Annotated in this window: 2 protein-coding genes; both read right to left on the bottom strand. The window is 32.7% G+C overall.

Going from position 1 to position 1,488, the window contains the following annotated elements; all coding sequences use genetic code 11:
* The coding region (locus tag NJT12_RS24775; RefSeq protein WP_271338783.1) for a hypothetical protein at positions 1–356 on the bottom strand (356 nt) is incomplete at its 3' end.
* A 95-nt stretch (positions 357–451) separates the two neighbouring features.
* Positions 452–1,279 (bottom strand): DNA adenine methylase, encoded by an 828-nt coding sequence (locus tag NJT12_RS24770; protein WP_271338782.1) that lies wholly within the window; start codon positions 1,277–1,279, stop codon positions 452–454.
* Positions 1,280–1,488 lie beyond the last annotated feature (209 nt).

Genomic DNA, 1,488 nt, shown 5'->3' with positions numbered 1-1,488 from the left:
GCCAATTGTCTTTCAGCCCAATTATAATTGGAACCCTTTGATTTTTCAAAGATGGAATTAATTACATTTTCCTGATATAAGCTTTTAGCAGGTATTTTTCGGTGCATTATCTTATAGTAATAATTCATTTTACTATCGGCACATACCGATAAACCGCCTTTTACATGTTCGTACTTGAACCGCAAATGTACCAGAACCTTTGCGAGCTGGAAAGTATCTTCCTTGCCCAAACACCAAAAAAGTATATTTCCCTGTTCTAGTAAAATTCTCAACGCCTTATAACCTCGTGATGTGGTACTTAAATTTGATGCTGATAATACATAAGCATCGACTTCTAATTGTTGGGATGCTGTCATAATTAAAATATTTATGCGTACAAAATTAAAACCTAATCATCGCATATTACGCAAATTGATTGTCTCAAATTGTATCAAAATAATACTGACATCTATTATATCTTATAAATCATAATATCAGTATAACTTGAATTATAATTAACAGTAGCGGTCATTGTTTCAGTATAGGCACCATTAAAAGGATTGCTCATTGGCGTTTTTGTTTCAATCCATTCACATAGTTCAATTATTGACGATTTATTTGATGTGAAATAAAAATACTTTGTTTTATCCAAAACCTGTAAAACATCTAAATAATCTTTGAGTTTCCAATAACCCTTATAAGAATTGGTTTCTGTTGACAAGTAAGGCGGATCAACGAGGAAAACCACCTTATCCAAATCTTTATACTTTAAAAACAGTTCTTTATAGCATTTACTAACTACTTCAATACCCTCTAAATATCCTTTTGCATCATAATTTGATTGTCGTACACAATTATATAGAGTTTCTTTTCTGAACTGTTCCATGCTGAAGGCATACTTCATACTAAAAAGCAATGAACTTGAAATTGTGATATAATCCAAATAACCGCTTTCTTCTTCTTTCTGTAAACGATCTATTATATTGTCACGTATTTCTCCAATGACACGTTTATCTTTCGGGTAATTAGCTAAAACAGCCCTTAAATCGCTAAGCAATTTATTTGTTCTGTCGACATTATCCAATCTTAAGCGGTAATTGTCAAAATCATTATAAATTACTGTTGCATCCGGATAAAGTGCTTTTACGGTATGACTTAATAACCCACTTCCTCCAAACAAATCTACATAAGTTGCTGTTGGTGAGTATTTTTGTAAAGCAGGTTCAAATTGCTTTAAAAATTTGCGTTTTTGCCCCATAAATGGCAAAGGTGCTGATTTGAAAATTTTCTTTTTTTCCATTCGATTTTTGATTGATGATTGATTATATTTGCGGTTCCTACGATAATTAAACATGACGAAAAAAGCCACAGCAAGAAAGACCTTATCGGGTCCCTCAACGCTGTGGCTTTGTCGCATAAATAATTACCGTAGGAAGTATTATTGTTGGGGGGCCTTTTTTATTCCTGCCCTCCTGAGGAATTTTAACTTTACTTCACTTCTTTCGAAAA

This window comes from Flavobacterium azizsancarii (assembly GCF_027980145.1).
In the GTDB taxonomy this organism is placed as follows: Bacteria; Bacteroidota; Bacteroidia; order Flavobacteriales; family Flavobacteriaceae; genus Flavobacterium; species Flavobacterium azizsancarii.
The sequence above is the reverse complement of the archived record's forward strand: the minus strand, read 5'-3'. Positions and strand labels throughout refer to the sequence as shown.

Bases quoted from the DNA above. Each gene is read 5' to 3' on its own strand.
- NJT12_RS24770 (WP_271338782.1), bottom strand. From the start codon at position 1,279: ATGGAAAAAAAGAAAATTTTCAAATCAGCACCTTTGCCATTTATGGGG.